This is a genomic window from Streptomyces sp. Qhu_M48, assembly GCF_051305195.1.
Taxonomy (GTDB): Bacteria; Actinomycetota; Actinomycetes; order Streptomycetales; family Streptomycetaceae; genus Streptomyces.
This window is the reverse complement of sequence record NZ_CP195432.1, coordinates 5,810,790-5,827,665: the sequence shown is the minus strand read 5'-3', so window position 1 is coordinate 5,827,665 and position 16,876 is coordinate 5,810,790. Positions and strand designations below refer to the sequence as shown.

General features: G+C 68.5%; 9 protein-coding genes. 3 read left to right on the top strand and 6 right to left on the bottom strand.

What is annotated here, in order from left to right:
* Positions 1-50: 50 nt before the first annotated feature.
* The gene (gene pglW / locus ACRRSS_RS26230; RefSeq protein ID WP_435973568.1) at positions 51-4,454 is read left to right on the top strand and encodes a BREX system serine/threonine kinase PglW; all 4,404 of its coding nucleotides are present in this window, start codon (positions 51-53) and stop codon (positions 4,452-4,454) included.
* A gap of 59 nt (positions 4,455-4,513) precedes the next feature.
* Here the strand turns inward: pglW and ACRRSS_RS26225 are convergent, their stop codons facing one another.
* The 3 genes from ACRRSS_RS26225 to ACRRSS_RS26215 are packed head-to-tail and all read right to left on the bottom strand — an operon-like array spanning position 4,514 to position 7,838.
* On the bottom strand, positions 4,514-5,962 hold the full coding sequence (locus ACRRSS_RS26225; protein ID WP_435973567.1) for a hypothetical protein: 1,449 nt from the start codon (positions 5,960-5,962) through the stop codon (positions 4,514-4,516).
* A complete protein-coding gene (locus ACRRSS_RS26220) occupies positions 5,959-7,335 on the bottom strand; it encodes a KGGVGR-motif variant AAA ATPase (RefSeq protein ID WP_435973566.1) in 1,377 nt (458 codons plus the stop codon). Before ACRRSS_RS26220 ends, ACRRSS_RS26225 begins: the two co-directional genes overlap by 4 nt.
* Before the next feature lie 17 nt (positions 7,336-7,352).
* Positions 7,353-7,838 carry a hypothetical protein gene (locus tag ACRRSS_RS26215; protein WP_435973565.1) on the bottom strand — a complete coding sequence of 162 codons (486 nt, stop codon included), beginning with the start codon at positions 7,836-7,838 and terminating at the stop codon, positions 7,353-7,355.
* A 150-nt stretch (positions 7,839-7,988) separates the two neighbouring features.
* Here ACRRSS_RS26215 and pglX point away from each other — a divergent pair, with 150 nt between their 5' ends.
* Positions 7,989-11,729, top strand: a complete 3,741-nt coding sequence (gene pglX, locus ACRRSS_RS26210; protein WP_435973564.1) for a BREX-2 system adenine-specific DNA-methyltransferase PglX — start codon at positions 7,989-7,991, stop codon at positions 11,727-11,729.
* A gap of 50 nt (positions 11,730-11,779) precedes the next feature.
* Here pglX and ACRRSS_RS26205 read toward each other — a convergent pair whose 3' ends face one another.
* Both ACRRSS_RS26205 and ACRRSS_RS26200 read right to left on the bottom strand, forming a co-directional pair.
* A complete protein-coding gene (locus ACRRSS_RS26205; protein WP_030321498.1) occupies positions 11,780-11,971 on the bottom strand; it encodes a DUF397 domain-containing protein in 192 nt (63 codons plus the stop codon).
* Entirely contained in the window at positions 11,968-12,813 is an 846-nt protein-coding gene (locus ACRRSS_RS26200; protein ID WP_435973563.1) for a helix-turn-helix domain-containing protein, read from the bottom strand. The genes ACRRSS_RS26205 and ACRRSS_RS26200 overlap by 4 nt, the downstream gene beginning before the upstream one ends.
* 150 nt (positions 12,814-12,963) lie before the next feature.
* On the opposite strand from ACRRSS_RS26200, the gene ACRRSS_RS26195 reads away from it, so the two are divergent.
* Positions 12,964-13,413 (top strand): ATP-binding protein, encoded by a 450-nt coding sequence (locus tag ACRRSS_RS26195; protein WP_435973562.1) that lies wholly within the window; start codon positions 12,964-12,966, stop codon positions 13,411-13,413.
* A 25-nt stretch (positions 13,414-13,438) separates the two neighbouring features.
* On the opposite strand, the gene ACRRSS_RS26190 is transcribed toward ACRRSS_RS26195, so the two are convergent.
* Positions 13,439-16,726, bottom strand: a complete 3,288-nt coding sequence (locus ACRRSS_RS26190; protein WP_435973561.1) for an AAA domain-containing protein — start codon at positions 16,724-16,726, stop codon at positions 13,439-13,441.
* Between the last annotated feature and the right edge of the window lie 150 nt (positions 16,727-16,876).

Below are 16,876 nucleotides of genomic sequence, written 5' to 3'. Positions count from 1 at the left end.
CAGGTGGTTTGCCCGTCTGGTTGGGCGCGGGGTGCTATGGAGGCCGGAAAGTGACAGCAGCGGGAGGAAAGCCGGTACCCAAGCCCGGCCCGCCGAAGCCCGTCCAGCAGTGGTTCCAGGATCGTCCCTCCCCCTATGCCTGGGAGCAGGAGGCGCTGGACCACGTACGGAGACTGCTGCCCGCTGCCGAGCCCTACCGGGCCTGGGCCACCTTCTCCTTCACCGCGCACTCGGGGCGGATCAATGAGTGCGATCTTCTCGTCGCGGTCCCCGCGGGCCTGTTCCTGATCGAGATCAAGAGCCACCCCGGAGAGCTGCACAACACCGGCTCCACCTGGAACTTCCGCGGCACCGACCGCACGCGGACCATCAACAACCCGCTGCACTTCAACGACCTCAAGTCGAAGGAACTCCGGAGCCAACTGCGTTGGGCCGCCCGCAAGCTCGGGATGGATGAGCGGATCGTTCCGCGGATCGAGCCTGCCGTGTTCCTGTCGGCGCCCGACCTCGTCAGCCACCTGGACGAGGTCCAGCGCATCCGCGTGTACGGGCGGGATGACGGCGGCAGCGGCCTGGACCGCATCTGGCAGGACTTCCTGGGTCTGCCCCCCGACCGGCCGGAGCGGCGGATCACGCCGGAGTTCGCCCGGCAGACCCTGCCGCAGCTGCTGCGGACCATCGGGATCCGGCACTCCACCGGGCACCTGCGGTTCGGTGATGCCTGGAAGCTCCGCCCGCATCCGCTCGATGCCGGCGCCACCTGGGAGGACCGTCTCGCCGTTCGCGACGACGGCCTCGTACAGGAAGAGGGCCGGGTCCGGATCTATCTGGTCAGTCAGGGGGCGACCGAAGCGGCCCGCAAGTCCACGGAGCGTGCCGCCCGCCGCGAGTACCAGGTACTGCAGGGCATCAACCACCGCGGCATCGTCGACGCCGTCGAGTTCCGGGAGCACGAGGGCGGCCCGGCCATCCTCTTCCGCCACCGGCAGGGCGATCTGCGCCTGGACCAGTACCTGGACACCTACGGTGGCAAGCTCACCCCAGAGATGCGTCTCGACCTGGTCCGCCAGCTCGCCGAAGCCGTCCGCTACGCCCACAACCGGTCCCTCTACCACCGAGCGCTGGCCGCGCGGTCGGTCTACGTCTCCTTCCGCAGCGAAGGCGCCGCCCCCGAGCTCCGGATCACGGACTGGCAGACCGCCGCACGCGACTTCGACAGCAACGCCACCTTCTTCCGCTCGATCGGCGGTTCGGCGCTCGATGCCGCCCTGATCGAGGACGAGGCCCGTGTCTACCTGGCACCGGAGACGGACCAGCCGTACGCCGATCCGGCGGATCTCGACATCTTCGGTCTGGGCGCGGTCGCCCATCTCATCCTGACCGGTCAGCCGCCCGCACCGCAGCGCAGCGTGCTGACCGAGCGCCTGCGCGCCGACTCCGGCCTGCACCTGTTCGCCGTCGCCGACGGAGTCTCGGAGGCACTGGACGCACTGGTCTACCAGGCGACCCGTTCCGATGTGAACGACCGGCTGAGCTCAGCCGAAGCATTCCTGGACCTGCTCGACGAGGCGGAACGTGCCGGTGTACTGCCCGACTCCCCGGAAGCAGCTGCAGCCGACCCGCTGGAGGCCATGCCGGGGCAGGCGATCGATGCCGAATGGTCGGTACGCCGGGTCCTCGGCACCGGCGCCACGGCGCGCGCCCTCCTCGTGGAGCGGGCGGTCGAGGACGAGGACGGCAACGTCCGCATCGACGAGCACGTCTTCAAGGTGGCGCTGGACGAGGAGAAGGCGGAGCGGCTGCGCGCCGAGGCCCGCGCTCTGAAACTCGTCGGCGGCGGAGCCGTGGTGCAGTTGCGCGGCGAGGAGCTGCGCGAGATCGGCGGACGGACCATCCTCGAGCTGGAGTACGCCGGCGAACAGTCGCTCGGCGCCCGGCTCCGCGGCAAGGGACAGCTCACCTACCACGAGCTGGAGCGATTCGGCGAGGACCTCTTCCAGGCACTCGACCAGCTTGCCGGCCACGGGGTGCGCCACCGCGACATCAAGCCCGACAACTTCGGCATCCAGCGCCGCAAGGACCGTACCTGGCAGCTGAAGCTCTTCGACTTCTCCCTGACCGACGCGTCGGACCGGGATGTGAAGGCGGGCACCCGCGGCTACCTCGATCCCTTCCTGGGTTCGGTGCGCCGCAGCCACTACGACGATCACGCCGAGTACTACGCGGCAGCCGTCACCCTGCACGAGATGGCCAGCGGCGAACGCCCGTTGTGGGGCGACGGTCTCTATGATCCGCTCACCAACGAATCAGCCGAACTCCACATCGCGAGCGAGCTGTTCGAACCCGCACTGGCGGAAGGCTTCCGGGCCTTCTTCGAACGGGCGCTGCACCGTGAGATCGAGCAGCGCTTCGACACCCTGCGCCAGATGAGAGATGCCTGGCAGGAGGTCTTCCGCGCCGCGGACGCGACGCGTCCCACCACTACTCCCTCCACCGTCGGGACCGTGACCGAGGACGCCGAAGAGGCACGCGACAGCGCGGCCGCGGCGGCCGAGGCCACCACCGTGCTGGAGGCCGCGGGCCTGTCCCCCCGCGCGGTCTCCGTCGCCAACGGCCTCGGTGCGACGACCGTCGGCCAGCTGCTGGAGATCCAGCCGTACGCCATCTCCAAGGCCCGCGGGGCGGGCGCCCTCGTCCGCAAGGAACTCAACCGGCGCCGCAAGCAGTGGACGGCCGCCCTCCGGGCCAAGCCGGGCAACGCAGCACCATCCCCGACCCGGACCGCCGGGCAGACCGAGGGGCACGCCGACGCTCCGGGCGCGGAGCTGGCCCGCATCCTCTCGATAGACGACATGGCGGCGCTGCTGACCCCCGCGGCCGGCCGCAAGGGTTCCCACCGGGAACAGGTCGTACGGCTCACCCTGGGGCTCCCGCCCGAGGACGGTGGTCTCTCCCCGCTGGGTCCTTGGCCCGTGCAGGCCCGCATCGCCGATCACCTGAAGATCAAGCAGCCGCCGGTCTCCCGCCACCACCGCATCGAGATCAAGCAGTGGGCGGAAGCGGAATGGCTGGCACCGGTCCGCTCCGAGCTCGCGGACATCCTGGAGAGCTCGGGCCGTGTGATGACCGCCCCCGAGGCGGCGGTCGAACTGCGTGCCCGCCACGGGGCCGACGACGACACCCCCCAGCGGACGCTGGCGCGCTCGCTGGCCGTCGTACGCGCCGCAGCGGAGGCGGAGACCGGCGACGAGACGGACGGACACGAGCCCAGGCTCGCCGTCCACCGGCGTGGCGACACGGTCCTTCTCGCCTCGGAGTCCCTGCCGGGCACCGACGACCCCAGCCCACGGGAACTGGCCGACTACGCGGCGGCGCTCGGCGCCACCGCCGAACGGCTGGCCCGGCAGGAGCCGCTCCCGGGCAGAGCGGAGGTGGTTCGCGAGCTGAGGGCCGTACCGACGCCGGAGGGGTTCGCACCCCTCGCCGACACCCGGCTCGTCGCGCTCGCCGCGGCCATCGCCCCGGTCGTCGAGGTCACGCCGCGTCTGGAGCTGTACCCGCGAGACCTCGGACTGGAGCGCGCGCTGCGCATCTCCCAGGCAGGCGCGGGCGTACGGGCCGACCGAGGCATCAACCCGGCCGAGCTGGTGGCACGGGTCAAGGCACGCTTCCCCGAACTCCAGGTGCTCGCGGGAGGCCGTGAGCCCACCCACGTCGAGCTGGAGGACGCCCTGCAGGCGGCCCGGTTCGACCTCCGCTATGACCTCGACTCCGACACCTTCCAGCTGCCCGCCGCCAGGACGGCCCACCCCGTGACGGCTTCCGGCGGCCTGACCAGTCTCCTGCCGCCGCGCCGTGTCACTCGCCTGGAGCGGGAGGACCCGCACGGAGCGGTCCGTGAACGCCTCATGGCAAGTGCCCGGCGCGGCGGCTTCCTTGCCCTGACGGTGAAGGGCGTCCGGCTGCCCGGCGTCGCGGACGCCGTGGCGGCAGCCTTCCCGGTCCTGCCCGTCGACTTGGGCGCCGTCTTCCTGGCGGAGTTCCGGAAGCTGGTGGAGGAGAAGGGCCAGGACTGGCAGACGGTGCTGCGCGCGGACAGCGCCTCCGCACCCGGCCGGATCAAGCCGGGCCTGGCCACCTTCGTACGCGCCGTCTGGCAGCGCGTCGCGGAGGCCCTCCAGACCCGCTGTGCCCTGCCTCGCACGGTGCTGTTCCTGCACGACGCCGGCCTGATCGCCCGCTACTGGGGCGAGGGCGGCCACGCCTTCCTCGTCGGTCTCCAGGGCGCGGCCCGCCGACCGGTCGAGAACCCGCACGGGCTGTGGCTCCTGTGCCCGGTGGAGACCCGGTCGCAGCTGCCGCACCTGGACGGCCGGACCGTCGAGGTGATCGGCGGGGACGGGGAGCAGGCGCACCTGGACGGGGCGTTCCTGGAGACGCTGGAGAAAGGGTGAGGGCGGGGTGCTGTTGCTGGCTCAGGCCAGGAACAGCACCCCGCTGCACCGTCCGTCGGTCAGGCCACGGGCTTACGTGCGACCCCGCCCTTGCGGCCGATGTTGAAGGCGAGCCGATAGACGTCCGGCAGGTCGATGGCACCATTGGTGCGCCTGGTCATGACGCCCAGTTCCAGAAGCTCTTCGAGGATCGCGGTCAGGTTGTCGATCTTGCGAGGGCCGCTGCCCTGCTTCACGTCCTCCAACAGCTCCACGATCCTGCCCGACAGACGGTTGCTCTCCCATGCGAAACGCACGGCCGACGGCTCCATGGGCACCTGGCTGCCTTCGAGCAGCTTGACGGCGAGTGCCGCCCAACCGATGTCGTCCGTCAGCTCGTCGACGCGGTTCTTGGACGCGCTGCTCAGACTCTCGCGGATCGCGTCGTAGTGCAGGGGGAGCGTGTGGCCGGCGTACCGCTCGGCGGTCAGCTGTGCCGACCGGAAGAGCGTGTGGAGCCACGTCCGGGGGCTGACCCGGCCGAGACCGTCCTGAAGATGGTTCGGCACCCAGGTGTAGGTGTGCCCCTTACGACGGTCCGTGCCCATGAAGGGACCGGCCAGACTGACGAGGACCTCCTCCTGCCGCCTCTGGTCGGCGATCACGTCGACCGGAGCTATGTAGCGGCCCTCGCCCTCCGGCCGCCATTCACCGGTCGCCTTGCGGAACGCCTTCGCCTGATCGCTGGTGTGGTTGCCCAGCTGATGGAAGAGCAGCCCGTAGAGGTTCTCCCGGCTCCAGCTGAGGTCGGTGGCGTTCGCGCCGAGCTTTGAAGCGTCCGCGAAGGCCTTGGGTGCACTCTCGTACATGTCCGGCCGTACGAAGATCTTGGCGCGCAGCGTTCCCGTGGTGAGCCGGAGCTCCAGAGCCACCTCGAAGAGTCCCGACAGCAGTTGGTCGAGGTGCTCGCGATCGTTGTGCAGGTGGTCGAGCGCGTCGAAGAGCAGGACCAGCGTCTTGCCCTGCTCCCGAGTCCGCCGGTCGGCCCGACGCAGCGCGTTCTCGTACGCCTCGCCGTTCTCCCGCGTCCAGCGGATGCGCTCGGACCAGGGCTTGATCGCGAGGGCTTCCGGCACCTTGAGCGCGGTGAGGACGACTGCGGACCACAGGTCCCTCGGGTCGACACCCTGGGTAACCAGGTCGGCGAGCGTCCGCTTCCCCGGAAACGCCGGCTCGTCTCCGCCTTCGAGCGCGAAGGCGGTGATCACCTCGATACGGCCCAGCCTCGGCATCATGTAGGAGGCGGAGGCGACCTCACGCAGTTCAGGGTCGGTCAGGGCCTTGGCCCAGTAGGTCTTGCCGGTGCCGCGGGCTCCGCGTACCACCGTCACGTCGGGGTCCAGCGCGAGCCGGTGGGACGAGGGAGTGAACATCGTGCGGAGGTCGGGGTTGCTGGTGTTCGCGTCGGGCGCGGAGCCGAGCGCGTCGATCAGCAGGGTGCGGGTCGCCTGGATGGCGGGGTCGTTCATGACTTGTCCTCGTACGGGTCCAGCACCAGATTCTCCACCGTGTCGACGAACTCGCGGTAGGCGGCCCTGACGAACGGCAGCTCGGGCCAGTTGCGGCTGCGCAGCGGGTCCAGCCCCACCAGGTCGTTGCCGAAGAGGATGGGGATGGGAGCGTAGGGCTTGTCGTCCACCTCGCCCTTGACGGGGAGGAAAGGCTCCTCGTACTCGTCGTCAGGCAGGTTGTAGAGCGTGTCCATGAAGACGTCGTAGGCATGCCGACGCAGGGTGTTGAGACGGTCTATGTCTCCTGCGGAGTGGAACATGGCGGCCACGATCCGGATGCGGTCGCGCAGGGCGCGGGCACGGTCGGGCCGCAGCTTCCACTGGGACAGGAGCATCCGGTAGCCGTCCCAGGTGGACGGGTTGTCCACCGCGAAGAGCAGCGCCTGGTCGCAGAGTTTGGTCAGGGTGACGGCCGCGATGTCGTGGATGCCGGCGCGGCTGTCGAGCAACACCACGTCGGGGCGGCGGCCCTTCTCCTCCACCTGTGCCTCGCATGCGGCGATGGCGTCCTCCAGCCGCTGGGCGAAGGAGCGGGGCGTGCCTCCCGGCTCGTCGGGGGGAAGGTCGCTGTAGATGCGGTTCAGCTTGGCGAGGTAGTCGTACGGCCGTCCGGCGAGCGGGGTCCCGGCCGCCGGAGCCAGCCACACCTCGCCGTTGCCCTGCTCGGGCGGGAGGATGGAGGAGCGGCTGACCAGCTCAAGACCATCGGCGTTCCCGACGGCAGACTCCACCAGGTGGTCCACGATGCCGTGCGGGGGAGTGGCCCCCGGCTCGGCGAGCAGGTTGGACACCCCGGGGGATTCCAGGTCCAGGTCCACGACGAGTACGCAGTGGCCGCGCTCGGCGAGGTTGCGGGCGAGGACGGTGGTGGCGGTGGAGCGGCCGACACCGCCCTTGAATCCGTAGAAGGCGAGGCGGCGGGTTTGGCGGGCCGGCTGCTGCTCGACCTCGGCGCCCACGGCTGCCCAGTCCCCGCCGACGACGGTGCGTTCGAGTACGGCGACCTGGCCGGGGCCGTCCTGCTCCCGTTCCTCCAGCACGATGAGCTCGGCCGCGCCGAAGAACATCTCCGGGACGAAGAGCGAGCTGGCGGTCTGGACAGGATCGTCCGCCGCGAAGGGGTGGACCTTGCGGGCGAACCCCTCGCGGAGCGACACGACCGTTTCGGATTCGGGGTCCAGCGGCTCGGCATCGGCGCGGTCGTCGATCAGGAGAGTGGACTGACCGGACAGATCACGGACGAGCATTACGTCCCGTCCGCCCTGGGCGGCGAGGCGGGCGAGATCGCACGCGGCTTCCCAGGCTTCGTCGAAACGAGGAAGTGAGGTCATCAGGTCAGGTCGCTTCTCTACTTCGCATGGTTGTACGCGGTGATCAGGCTGAGCGTGGCTGCGAGATGCCTGGCGATGCGTTCGGGGGACAGGGTGTCGCCATCAACATAGCGGTGCCCCTCGTGCCATTTGTCGTGTGGCGTCTTGAACGGGTTCTGCCGCGGGATGTGTTTACGGATCTCGGCCCCTCTCCGACCGTCCAGCACCATCATCAGGTGCTCCCACGCGCCGGGCATGTGACCGTGTGCTGCCTTGAACTTGTCCATCCCCGGCATGTTCTCGATCGTCGGGCTGTACGGCTTGGCGGTGGGCCTTTCCTGCACCGAACCGAAGAAGTCGATGAGCATCGCCTTGGCCACACATTCCGCGGCCAGTCCGGCCAGGTGATCGGTGGGGCCGGGGAGCGCGCCGCCGTTCGAGAGCTGGAGCGCAGCCTTGTAGAGGTCGTGGCCCGCCTTGAGGAAGGTGTGCCGGGGGCGCGTCGGGGTGGTCGGAGCCGTCACGACGATCACTTTATCCGGATGATCAAGGACCTGGTGGGGGTTTTGCGGGGGCCGTGGGGCTCCGACAGCGGTCCGTAGGCTGGCAGGATTGAGTACCTCAGCCGCAGGCCATGCGGCGGATGACGCAGTGCGGCGAGAAGGAAGCGAACAGTGACGGACACCACGGCCGGTGCGGACCGGGCGGAACGCCTGAAGGATCTGGTCAAGGATCTGAAGCGGCAGGTCCTGCTTCTGGAGGACGACCTGAGGGCGCGCACCGAGTCCGAGGACGAGATCCGCACCCGCCTGGAGACGGAGTACCGGCAGGCGCAGGAGTCCCGTCGCACGGCGGCCCGTTACGAGTCCTGGCGCGACGAGCGCGTCACGCAGTCTGCTGCGGCTTGGGTGCTGGCCTGTGTGTTCGTCCGCTTCTGCGAGGACAACGGCCTGATCGACGAGCCTTTCATCGCAGGCCCCGGCGACCGGCTGGCCGTGGCCGAGGCCCGCCACGAGGCGTTCTTCCGTGAGAACCCGAGGCTCAACAACCGTGACTGGCTGCTCGCGGCCTTCGACCACCTCGCCAAGTCGAACACCACCGCCGCCGGCCTCTTCGACCGCGACCACAACCCGCTGTGGGACATCATGCCCGGGTACGAGGCGGCGACCGAGTTGCTGTCCTTCTGGCGCCGGTGGGGCGCGGGCGGCGAGATCCGCTTCGACTTCACCGACCCGGAGTGGGACACCCGTTTTCTCGGTGACCTCTACCAGGACCTGAGTGAGCACGCCCGTAAGACGTACGCGCTGCTCCAGACGCCGGAGTTCGTGGAGGAGTTCATCCTCGACCTCACGCTTGAGCCGGCGGTCTCGGAGCACGAGTTCGGCCTCGACCCGGTATGGACCGGCCCGGACGGCAGGGAGCGCCGAGGCCTGCGCACCATCGACCCGGCGTGCGGGTCGGGCCACTTCCTGCTCGGCATCTTCCACCGCCTCATGGACAAGTGGCGCGCGGCCGAACCGGGCACGGACGTCTGGACCTTGGTCCGCCGCTCGCTGGAGTCCGTGCACGGGTGCGACAAGAACCCGTTCGCGGTGAGCATCGCGCGGTTCCGGCTGCTGGTGGCGGCGATGCGGGCTGCGGGCTCGCGGAGGCTGGCGGATGCGCCCCCGTTCCCGATCAATGTGGCGGTGGGGGATTCGCTGCTGCATGGGCGGGATGCGGCGGGTATCCAGACGGACCTGGACACGCTGTTCGCGGAGATGTCGGTGGGGCGCGAGGAGGGCGCTTTCGCGTACTCGACGGAGGACGTGTGGGACTACGCGAAGCGGGTGGACCTGCTGGGGCGGGGGTCGTATCACGTGGTGGTAGGGAATCCGCCTTACATCACGGTGAAGGACAAGCAGGAGAACGAGAACTACCGGGCGGCGTATGACGCGAGTGCCGGAATTTATGCACTGTCGGTTCCTTTCGCGCAGAGGCTTTTCGAATTGGGGGTAAAGGGCCCCGGTGGCCATCGGGGTGGTGGCGGATTTGTTGGCCAGATCACTTCGAACTCTTTTATGAAGCGAGAGTTCGGCAAGAAGTTGATTCAGACGGTCTTCCGGAATCGGGTTGAACTATCGCATGTGATTGACGCCTCGGGTGCGTTTATTCCAGGTCACGGGACGCCTACCGTGATTCTGGTCGGGCGAAATAGGGTGCCAAATGCAAGCCGTAGCATCAGGGCGGTCTTGGGGGTTCGCGGCGAGCCTGGACAGCCGCGAGATCCTGCGCTCGGAGCTGTCTGGCAGGCGATCGTTCGGCAATTGAATATTCCGGGGAGTGAGTCGCCTTGGGTCTCTGTTGAAGACGCTGACGCTCGGAGGTTTTTCAGTCACCCTTGGTCGTTGTCCGGTGGTGGTGCGGCAGGTCTCATGGCTATTCTTGATGCTTTTCCTGTGAAGTTGAAGGAGAGAATTGCGCGACTCGGCTTCTATGGAGATACTCACGCCGACGATGCCTTCACCCTTCCTGTGGACGGCCCGCTTGCGAAGATGGCCAAGACTCTTCACGCGAAAGTGAGCCACAGGGGAGATCAGACCCGGGATTGGTTGTTTGTGGATCGGGACCTCACGGTCGTTCCATACTCGGAGAAGCGTGAGCTACTGAAGCTGGAGGAGCTGGGAGGGGAGTTTGTTCGCCATTTCTGGCCGCTTCGTACCGATCTATGGATGCGGGGAACGTTCGGGGGTGGAAATTACCGCACAGATGGGCGGCAGTGGTGGGCTTGGCATCAGTTTCCACTCGACAAGAAGACTGCGACATGGGCAATTGCCTTCGCCTTCGTGGCTACTCATAATCACTTCGTCCTGGATCGGAAGAGTAGGGTATTTAATCGCTCTGCGCCCATTATCAAGCTTCCGCAAGGTGTGGGGGTGGGTGAATTTATCGAGTTGCTGGGTTTGCTCAACTCTTCGACCGTCTGCTTTTACCTCAAGCAGGTGAGTCAGGGCAAGGGTGGGAGCGGTCTCGGGCGTGGTGTCCAGGATGAGGAGTGGGAGGAGCGTTATGAATTCACTGGGACTAAAATTCAGGAGCTCCCTCTCCCGGAATCACTACCTGATGAGATCGGCCTATCGCTAGACTCGATCGCGGGCGAGCTAGCGGGAACAGAGCCATCCGCGCTAGTCGAATCCACGGTGCCTGCGCGCTCTATCCTCGATGATTTCCGTGCTCGGTACTTCGGTCTTCGACAGCAGATGATCGCGATGCAAGAGGAGTTGGATTGGGAGGTGTACCGCCTCTACGGGCTACTCACGGGCGGCGTGGCCATGCGGACGACCGTGCCTGAGGACAAACGCGCTGACACTCCTGAGGTGCAACTCGGCGAGCGGGCCTTCGAGATCGTGCTTGCGCGCAAGGTAGAAGCCGGGGAGGTTGAGACCGCGTGGTTCAAGCGGCACGGCTCGACCCCCGTCATCGAGATCCCCGCCCACTGGCCCGACTGGTACCGCGACATCGTCCAGGCCCGTATCGACCTCATCAACCGGCAGCCCAAGGGCATCGGACTGATTGAGCGTCCCGAGCACAAGCGGCGCTGGTCCGCTGAGCCGTGGGAGAAGAAGGAACGGGCCGCGCTGCGGACCTGGCTGCTGGACCGCATGGAGAACGCCGACCTTTGGTACGAGGTCCGCGACGGGCTTCGACGTCCTCGCCCCATGACGGTCAACAACCTCGCCGACCAGCTCAGCACGGACGCGGACTTCACCTCCGTCGCCGCGCTCTATGCGGCCGACCACCTCGGCAAGCCTGACCTGCCCCTCCCGCAGGTGCTGTCCGAGGTCGTCGCCGACGAGCACGTGCCGTACCTCGCTGCCATGCGCTACAAGGACTCCGGTCTGCGCACGCGCAAGGAATGGGAAGACGTCTGGGAGTTGCAGCGCAAGGAGGACCGGACGGGGGAGCGGCTCGACATCGACCCGCCGGCCAAGTACAAGTCCTCGGACTTCCTGCGCGCCTCCTACTGGTCGAACCGCGGCAAGCTCGACGTGCCCAAGGAGCGGTTCATCTCGTACCCCGAGGCCGGCCCGGACGCCGATTCGACGCTGATGCTGGGTTGGGCCGGGTGGGACCACAAAGATCAGGCGCAAGCGCTGTTCGACCTGCTCAAGGCGCGTACCACCCGGGACGGCTGGGACACCGAGCGGATCGTTCCGCTGCTGGCCGGCCTGCGTGAAGTCATGCCGTGGGTCGTGCAGTGGCACGGTGAGTACGACGACGAGTGGGGTGACGTCCCGGCGGAGGAGCTGGTGGCCGAGTACGAGGAACAGCTGCGCAAGCATCAGGTCGGTGCGGCGGAGCTGATCGCCTGGCGACCGGTGAAGAAGTCGCGGGGGCGTAAGCCTGCCCGGCAGGCGGCGCTGGACGACGAGTAGGGCCCGGCAACCGGGTGGCGGTGTCCACGCCGCCACCCGGTTGGTCTGTCTCAGAAGTGGGCGTCAGCTGCGTGTGCCGCGAAGGCCGACCATGCGTCGGGTGATACGGCCAGCGGTCGCAGGTGGGTGTCCTTGGAATCCCGGACGAGGATGGCTTCGGGACACAGCGCGACCTCGACGCAGTTGTCGCCGCCGCCGCCGCTGTAGCTGCTCTTGAACCAGGTCAGTTCAGTGGTGCTCATAGCGCTCCTCGCATCTGCTCCAACAGGCTCGCGGTGTCCTGACGGCTCAGAGCCTGTGAGCGCATCTTGCCATAGCGCTGAAGCATGGGGCTGACCTGTTTGGGGTCGCTGATGACTGTGCTGCTGTCGTGCCCTTCGACGTAGCCGAGCCACTGGTTGCGTGGAGTTTCGGCGAGGTACATCGACCCCTCGAAGCCCGAGTGATCCTCCTGGCGTAGAGGCATGATCAGGATCTCCACGTTGCGGAGACGGCCTTGTTCCAGCAGGAAGTCCACCAGAGCCCTCGTGACTTCAACACCACCCAATCGGCGTTCGAGCAAGGCATGCTCGATCATGAAGCAGAAGGCGGTGTTCGGACGTTCGGTCAGTAGTCGTTGCCTGGCCAGTCGAGCGGCGACCTGGCGCTCGAAATGGTCCTCCGTAAGTGGTGGGAGGTGTCGCTGGAAGACCGCCCGGATGTACGGCTCCGGCTGCAACAACCCCGGAATCACCCTGCACTCGTACGCGTACAGCGACACCGCCTCTTCCTCGATGCCCGCCCACTGGTGGAACCGCGACGCCAGCCCCGCTTTCCGCGTCAGGCTCCGCGCAGCCGCTGCCAGCACCTTCGTCGCGACCACTCCTAGCGGTTCCTCCACCCGCTCCGACAGATCGCCCGGCGGGAAGCGCTTGCCCTGTTCGATCTTGGCGATGTAGTGCGCCGAGTACCGCACCCGCGGCGCGAACTCCTCCTGGGTCAGACCTGCTTCCTCCCTCAGGACCTTGAGCACCGCCCCGAAGGTCTTGAGGCTGTCCGAGAGTTCTGGTTCATTGTTGGTACCGCCGCCGTGGTCCTCGTTCATCACACAGCCGCCCCTCCGCACGCGCACCCGCCCGACTGACCCATGGTCACGGGCAGTTACCCGCCCAGTCCAGCGGGTGAACCAGTACAGAGCGATCTGTACCAGTGTCGTCCCTGCCGAGCAGCGCCGACGGCCGGAACGCTGAGGCCCATGACCGCTCCTCACGCCCAAGCTCCCGTCACCGTACGTACGTTCACCCAGCGCTTCTCCGCCACCCGTCGCGGCGCGCGACTCGCCCGGATGCTGGCCGAGGTCGAGGCCGTCGCCTGGGGTATTCCCCGTGGTTCGGCGGCCTTCGACGCGCTCACGCTCGTCGTCGCCGAGCTCGCCTCCAACTCCGCGCTGCACGGCCGGGTTCCGGGACGGGACTTCGAGCTGCGGCTCCTGCTCGCCCCCGACGGCAGCGCCGTACGCGTCGAGGTGTCCGACACGCACCCCCGTCGGCCGGAGGCGCCGCCCGCCGAGCACTCACCCGTTCCCGGCGAGGACGGCGGCCGAGGTCTCGTGATCGTCGACGCCCTCGCACTCCGGTGGGGCGTACGGGACCGGGTCGGGCCGGGCAAGACCGTGTGGGCCGACTGCCCGCTGCGCCCGGAGTAGCCGTACCCCCCCACTGAACACGCGCTCAGCGCGAGCCCGGCAGCCGGATGTCCTGGGTCCAGGCGTTCGAGCTGCCCTTCGCGGTGGTCTTGCAGGCGGTGGCGTAGCAGCGCCAGACCCAGTTGCGTTGCTTGTAGCGGCGGATCTCGATCTCCGTGCCTTTGCACCGGCCGCACTTCGGCGGGCGGGCGAACACCTCCGCGTGCTCGTGCTCCAGCAGCTTCCGGGCGAAGTGGGAGCCCCGCATCGTCAGCATCACCTCCCGCGTGTCGTGCTGCGAGAGCACGTTGAGGCTGCCGAGCATGACCGTGCGCTCGTCGATCACTGCGATCTTCTGGTGCATCACGTACATCGGGACGACCGTGTGGACCACGGCACGCAGGTCCGCGATGAGCGACTGGTTGTTGTCCTGACGCTGGAGCTTGTCCGTGTCGTCGCGGATGAAGACGGTGACGCGGACCCCTCGGGCGACCGCGTCCCGCAGTTCGGGCAGCAGGGAGCGGAGCCGGTTCGCCACCCACGGGGCCCAGAGCCACAGGGACTCGCGCGCCTGCCGGATCTGGTCCGTGAAGGTGCGGTAGAAATCGCGCTCGTCCTCGATGCCCGTCACTTCCACGTGCCGGCTCAACACTTCGGCGAGCGCGGTCCCGAACTCGCCCCGGTACGCGGTGGGGGCGTGCGGCGGGGTGACCAGGTGCTTGGCCTGGAGGCGGCGGACGCCCGGAGTGCCGATCATCCCGGCCAGCTGCGCGAGGGCGGTTCCCGCCTTGGCCCCGCGGATACGTTCCCAGCTGCCGATGATGTAGAGCCGGGTCTTGACCCGGGTGACGGCTACGTTGAAGAGCCGTACGCCGTTACGCCTCCACTCGTCGGCTCCGGGCTGCCGGTGGGCGAGGGCCATCCACAGCTCCCTGCTGTCCGCTCCCTCCACGGTGTCGAAGATGACGACGTCGAACTCACGCCCCTGGAACCGGTGCGCCGTACCCACCTCGGCCAGGGGCCGCCCGGAGCCCTCGACATCGCGCAGGGCCTCCAGCGTGGCCTCGGCCTGTACTCCGTACGGGGTGACGATGCCCGCGTCCTCGCCGTTCTCCCGGTGCAGCTCCACCAGCGCCCGGGAGATGAGGGAACCTGCCGGCCACCACCCCTTCCGGCTTCCTGTCAGATGGGCCCTGGCCAGTTCGTGCAGGCCGTCCGTGTCGATGAGGACGATCTCGGGGTCGTCCGTCGGCCGCGCCGCCCGCGCCTGGCTGCCGCCGCGCAGCACGCCGCCGTACGCCAGATCATTGGCCAGTTTCATCACGGCGGGGCCGAAGCGGTGCTGCTCGGTGAGGGTGACGCACGCCGGGTGCGCCTGAGCGTCCGCCGGCTCGACGATCCCGCAGTGCTGGAAGACGTCGGGGAGCAGCCATCGCTTGATGTCGTCCCGGTCCGGCTCCTTGAGCGAAGGCGGGATGACCGCACCCAGCTGCATGAAGTCCCCGAGCAGGACGGCGGCACGACCGGCCTTTCCCGTGGCGAGCAGTACCTCCGGCAGAGTGGCGGCGCCCGCCTCGTCCACCAGGACGACGTCGTACGGGCCCTCGAAGACCGCCCGGTTGGTGCGAAACCTGGCGAGGGTCGTGGCGACCAGCTTCGCGCCCTTGATGATCTCGCCCTGGGCGTTGCGGGCGAGGCGTTCGTACTCCTCCTGGACTTCCTCGTACTGCTTCTCCAGCGCGGGGCGTCTGGCGGCGTCGGCCGCCACGGCCGGGCGTAGCCGTTGAGCCCGGTCGTACCGCTGTGGCCACCCCCACCGGACGGCTTCTGCGGTCAGATCGTGTGCAGCCTGGGCTTGCGAGGCCGCCTGGGTGGCTTCGGCCGACTCCCGGTCCCAGGCCTGGCACAGTTCCTGGGCACGTTCCGCAGCGATCAGCTTGGCTTCCGCGTCGGCTTCGAGGCTGTCGATCTGCTGCGGGGTGTACGGGATGGCGGATATGAGTGCCGCGATCCGGGTGTCGAGCGTCGCTATGTGGGTGGTCGCCGTCGTGCGCGCGTCCTTTGCTGCGCGGCGGTCCCTGAGCGCTTGCTGCTCGGCGTCGTGCAGCTGCTGCTGGAGCTCCGTGATCTTCTCTCGCTTACGCCATCGGGCCACCGAGCCCAAGGCTTCGAACTCCTGTAACTCCTCCCGCAGCTCACCGCAGGAGTCCTCCGTCAGCAGCGCGGCGGCTTCGCGGCGTTCCGCCGCCAGCCGGACCCGGACCTGCTCCTTGCGCAGCCCTTCGACCTGCTTCCACTGCTCACGCGACGCATCCGCGGCCGCGCTGCGGTCGGACGCCTCCTGCGCCACCCGCGCGGCATCCGCGTAGCTCTGCACCGCTTCCGCCGACCGGGCCTCGGCCGAGGCCACCCGCCCCAGAGCAGCCGCCAGGTCCTGCCCCGGGGTGCGCAGCAGTTTCAGCGCAGCGAAGTAGGCGGCGGGATCGAAACCGGCCAGAACCGTGTTCAGGGCGGCCAGCTGGCCGGCCCGGTTCCGGACGGCGACGAGTTCGGCCTCGACCGTCCGGCGGCGCTCGGCGACCTCCGCCAGGCGCTCCCGGACCATCAGCGGCAGGGAAACCGAAGCGTCCTCGGCGACCTCCCGCAGGTGGGGCGGGCCCACGCGGACGATGTCGCCCGGGCTGTGGCGCTTCTCCCGGACCACTCCGAGCAGGGCGTTGTCCACGGCGATGTTGGTCGCGGAGACCAGCAGCACCCGGTCGCCCCGGTCGATCAGGTCGCCGATGGCGCGCTTGAGGACGGTGGTCTTGCCCGTGCCGGGCGGTCCCCACACCAGCAGGACACCCGAGCCGAGGCAGGCCCGGTACGCATCCCCCTGCGCGGGATGGAAACCGGGCGGATCCGGGGCCTGCGCCAGTGTCCCGCCGATGGCCCGGCCGGCCAGCGCGGCGGCCAGAGGGGCTTCGCCGAGCCCGGCGATACCGTCGCGCAATGCCTCGATGAGGAAGGTGGGCGGCTGCTTCAACATCCACAAATGAGGGTCCGCGACATCGGCGAACTCTGCCACGCGCAGGGTGAGCAGCGAGCCGTTCTGCACCGCCTCGGAGACGGCGAAGCCGTTCGCCTCGATGTCGTCGGCTTCGGGGCCGGAGAGCCTCAGGCCGTCGAGTTGGTCCGGGCCGATGTCGGAACCCCGGAGGTCCACCGCGAATCCTCCGGGCTCCCCGGTGCGGACCGCGCGCGCGATGCGCTGCCACCGGGGCTGCCTGCCCGCACCGCCTTCGATCATGATCCACTCGCCGAGCGCCGTAGTGATCTCCTCGCGCCACCCCACGTACCGCCCCCGCCCCCGTCGGAACCCCTTATCCCGGCGGCCAATCTACCCAGCGGCACGGAGCGTGACCCGTGAAGAGGGAGAAGTGACCGAGGGTGCCCCGGAGTGGCGTGGATCTTGCGGGGGCTGGGTCCCGCAAGCCGTGGGCCT